Genomic DNA, 4,331 nt, shown 5'->3' with positions numbered 1-4,331 from the left:
GCCGTTTTCGGATTTGGCGATTTCGTGGGTGTAACCGCCCTCGAAGTAGCTGTCGCACTCGTTGCCGAGGCGGTATTTGGAGGTCGGGCCGCCCAGGCCGTAGCAGCTTTGCGGGCCGTGGGTCGAGCTGGTGCCGGCGCCTGCGCGCAGGTAGCCGTGGAAGCCGTCGGTATCGTTGTAGGGGTCGGCGTGCGCGACGCCTGCGGTCAATGCCAGTGCCAGAGCGGCTGGCAGGGTTTTGAGGACGATATTCATTGAGTTGTCTCCTTCTGGTTATAAGCGTGTGGCCAGGACACGACGATAAAAATCCCGTCTAGTCTCAGATCCGTGCCGGCGTGTGCGCCACACTCGTTTGCTGCTGGTGGTCAATTTTGTAGTTTTTCTACGGCGATGAGACAGTAGCACTGGCCGAAATGTGATGCCAGCTTGCCGATGCCTGTAACAACAGTGGGCATAAGTGTTTGATTTTTCGGAATAAAGATTTTTCGCCCTACAAGATGAGCTTACATTTCTTTACAAAGCGGAATGGCTATACCTGCCATTCATACGGTGAATGGCGGGAATTGTTGCTTGGTTACAGTGGCTATTGCCCGCAACATTTTGCAACAAATACATACAGTTTATTGCAAAAACATTTGCTTGATTACCAACGTTGAAGCAAGTCTGTTAAGGTAGTGTTTGCAACAAACCACAATGGGCCGAATTCGGCGGGAGTTTCACAGATGGGAATCACGCGACGCAGCCGGCAGCTGGTCCGCGCGGCGGCGGCCGTCGGGCTGGCGCTCGCGTGCGCGGACATGGCCGCCGGCGCGCCCGCCACGCCCGCCGCCCGGTCCGCCGCCGCTTCGTTTGCCTCCGCCTCGGCCGGCTCGACCGCGGCCGCCCCGGGGGAAGGGCTGCAGGTGCTGCACTGGTGGAAATCGGCCAGCGAACGCCGCGCCGTCGACCTGATCGCCGCCGGCCTCAACGAAGACCACGTGCGCTGGCGCGACAGCGTCATCCCCAACGGCTCCGGGGTCGGCGCCGGCATCGTGCTGCGCAGCCGCATCCTGGCCAACGACGCGCCGGAGGTGGCCCAGGTCAACGGCATCGTGATCCGCGACTGGGCGCGCCTGAACCTGCTGCTCGACCTCGACCAGGTCGCCGCCGCCGGCCGCTGGCAGCAAAAATTGCAGCCGGCCGTCAACGCCATCATCCGGGTCGACGGCCACGTCTACGCCGCACCGGTCGGCATCCACCGCATCAACACCCTGTTTTATAACCGCCGCCTGTTCAAGCGCTTTCAACTGGCGCCGCCCGACACCTGGGCGCAGTTCGAGCACGCCGCCGCCGTGCTGCAACAGGCCGGCATCGTGCCGCTGGCGCAGAGCAGCGAGCCGTGGCAGGTCGCCACGCTGTTCGAGACGCTGGTGCTGTCCGAGGGCGCCGACTTTTACCGCGCCCTGTTCCAGCGCCGGGAAGCGGCGGCCTACGCCGACCCGCGCCTGGCCGCCGCGCTGAACCGGCTGCGCGGCCTGAAGCGCTGGATGAGCAAACCCATCCTGGAACGCACCTGGGACCAGACCACCGCCCAGCTGTCGACCGACCAGGCCGCCATGCAAGTGATGGGCGATTGGGCGAAGGGCGAGCTCAACGAGCACGCCATGGTCACCGGCGTGGACTTCGGCTGCGGCGCGGTGCCGGGCACGGCCAGCTATCACCTGTATAATGTCGACACGCTGAGCATGCTGGCCACGCGCGATACCCACCGTCCGGCGCAGGAAAAACTGGCCGCCTTGATCATGTCGCCGGCCATCCAGAGCGAGTACAACCGGATCAAGGGTTCCATCCCGGTGCTGCGTCAGCCGCAATTGTCGAAAATGGACAGCTGCGCGCTGGCATCGTTCAAACTGTTTTCCAGCGGTCCGCAAGCGCAGATACCGAGCCTGGTGCACCGCATGGCGACCGATGAAATCGTGCGCGATGCGATGGTCGCCGAGTTGCACCGCTTTTTCCTGGACGACCGGCTGGCGGTGGGCGAGACCCAGCGCCGGCTGAGCGCGATCGCGCGCACCTTTACCAAGACACCCTGAAAACCGTATGCGCAAAATCCTCATCGTCGACGACGACCAAAAAACCCGCACGCTGCTCAAGACTTACCTGGAAAAGAATCAGTACGACGTCAGCCTGGCCCACAACGGCGAAACCTTCCTGGCCGAATTTCACCGCTACGTCGACGAACTGTCGCTGGTCATCCTCGACGTGATGCTGCCCGACACCGACGGCTTCGCGCTGTGCAAGACCGTGCGGCGCCGCTCCAACGTGCCCATCATCATGCTCACGGCCAGCTCCGACGAGACCGACCGCGTGGTCGGCCTGGAGCTGGGCGCCGACGACTACATCTCCAAACCCTACAGCCCGCGCGAACTGCTGGCCCGCATCAAGGCCATCCACCGCCGCACCGGCATGGACAACGCCGCCGCGCCGCGCTTCTACCGCTTCGTCGGCTACACGCTCGACGCCGTGGCCCGCACCGTCACCGATCCGGACGGCGAGATCGTGTCGCTGACCGGGCTCGACTTCCAGCTGCTGAAATATTTCGTCGAGCACGCCGGCGACATCCTCGACCGCAACGTGCTGTGCGAAGAAACCCGCGGCCGCGACGCCGGCCCGCTGGACCGCTTCCTCGACGTCCAGATCAGCCGCCTGCGGCTGCGCCTGAACGACGGCGGCAAGCAGCCGCTGCTGATTAAAACCGTGCGCGGCGCCGGCTACGTGTTCTCCGCTGACGTCGCCGTCAGCCATGTCTAGCGGCGCCGCGCGGCGGGTCTGGTGGCGGGTGCGGCTGCTGCCGCAGTCGCTGCTGGGCCGGCTGTCGGCCGTGATGGTGGCCGGCGTGCTGCTGACCCAGCTGGTCGGCAACGTCATCTGGGCCGCCCAGCGCCACGCCGAATCGGAAGTGGAAGTGGGCACCGCCTCGCTGCACCTGGCCCACAGCGCCGCCAGCGCCATGCGCTTCTTCATCAGCCTGCCGCCCAATTACCGCCCCCTCATCATCCAGCAATTCCGCGAGATGGCCGGCACCCGCTTTCTCGTCAACATCAACCACGGACCCGTGGCCGTCACCGAAATCCACCCGCAGTTGCTGTCGGACATCGCGCTCAAGCAAATCCGCGCCACGCTGAAGGAAAACCTGCCGAATGTGTCGAATTTGCGGCTGGCGTTCGCGTGGCCGGACCAGCTCGTCGTCAGCGACGACGGCGCCACCATCAACGACCTGCCCGACAGCTGGGTCCAGCACATCGTGCTGACCAAGCCGGTGCCGGCGCCGATCTTGCTGATCCAGGCCGAGATGGAGCCGGGCAACTGGCTGTACCTGGCCACGCTGATGCCCAATCCCTATTTTCTCGAGAGCGGCAATCCGCTCACGCGCGACCGGCTGCTGGTGCAGGCGCTGTCGCTGGCGGCTGTGCTGCTGCTGTCCATCCTCGTGGTGCGCTGGACCACGCGGCCGCTGGCGGCGCTGTCGGAGGCGGCGACCGCCTTCGGCAACGGCGAACACACGCCGGTGCTGCCGGAAACGGGCAGCCGCGAATTCGTCAAGACGGCGCGCGCCTTCGGCGCCATGCGCGAACGCATCCAGCGTTACATCGAAGACCGGGAACGGCTGTTCGTGTCGATCTCGCACGATTTGCGCACGCCCATCATGCGGCTGAAGCTGCGCGCCGAGCTGCTCGACGACGACCAGCTGCGCAATGAATTCCATGAGGATTTGGACGAGCTCGACATGATGGTCAAGGGCGCGCTGCAAACCGTCAAGGACAGCGATATCCACGAAAATCCGACCGAGATCCGGCTCGATACGCTGCTCGGGCGCATGGTGCGCGACGCCCAGCTGGCCGGGCATCAGGTGTCGTTCCAGGATTCGGGCTTGAGCGTGGCGGCCAAGCCGCTGGCCTTGAAGCGGGCCATCGGCAATTTGCTCAACAATGCGCTGCATTACGGCGAGCGGGTCGAGCTCAGTGTGCACAGCAATGGCGTGAATATAGAAATCGCGATCCGCGACCACGGGCCGGGCGTGCCGGAAGCGGCCTTCGCCAATTTGTTCGAGCCGTATGTGCGCTTGGAGCATGGACGCAAGCAGAACAGCAGCGGCATGGGGCTGGGGCTGGGCATCGCGCGCGGCATCGTGCAGGCCCATGGCGGCGAGCTGGTGCTGGCGAACGATCCCGGGGGCGGCTTCCGTGCCACCATCGTGCTGCCGGGCGCCGCGTTCACGCCGCTGGTGCCGGCGTGAACGCGGCGGTCAAAACGGGTGGGGCCACGTCGCGCTAATCGGGGTCAGACCACGG

Annotated in this window: 4 protein-coding genes; 3 read left to right on the top strand and 1 reads right to left on the bottom strand. The window is 64.9% G+C overall.

Annotation, left to right across the window (positions count from 1 at the left end):
* Positions 1-255: carbohydrate porin (locus Q0S71_RS08030; RefSeq protein WP_295993857.1), on the bottom strand; the 255-nt coding region annotated here is incomplete at its 3' end.
* Positions 256-722: 467 nt separating this feature from the next.
* Here Q0S71_RS08030 and Q0S71_RS08025 point away from each other — a divergent pair.
* Genes Q0S71_RS08025 through Q0S71_RS08015 form a run of 3 tightly spaced genes read left to right on the top strand, consistent with a single transcriptional unit; the run spans position 723 to position 4,276 of the window.
* On the top strand, positions 723-2,072 hold the full coding sequence (locus Q0S71_RS08025) for an ABC transporter substrate-binding protein (RefSeq protein WP_295993856.1): 1,350 nt from the start codon (positions 723-725) through the stop codon (positions 2,070-2,072).
* 7 nt (positions 2,073-2,079) lie between these two features.
* Entirely contained in the window at positions 2,080-2,790 is a 711-nt protein-coding gene (locus Q0S71_RS08020; RefSeq protein ID WP_295993855.1) for a response regulator transcription factor, read from the top strand.
* Positions 2,783-4,276: an ATP-binding protein gene (locus Q0S71_RS08015; RefSeq protein WP_295993854.1), complete on the top strand. Its 1,494-nt coding sequence runs from the start codon at positions 2,783-2,785 to the stop codon at positions 4,274-4,276. The genes Q0S71_RS08020 and Q0S71_RS08015 overlap by 8 nt, the downstream gene beginning before the upstream one ends.
* Positions 4,277-4,331 lie beyond the last annotated feature (55 nt).

This window comes from Rugamonas sp. (assembly GCF_025354735.1).
Taxonomy (GTDB): Bacteria; Pseudomonadota; Gammaproteobacteria; order Burkholderiales; family Burkholderiaceae_D; genus Rugamonas.
The sequence above is the reverse complement of the archived record's forward strand: the minus strand, read 5'-3'. Positions and strand labels throughout refer to the sequence as shown.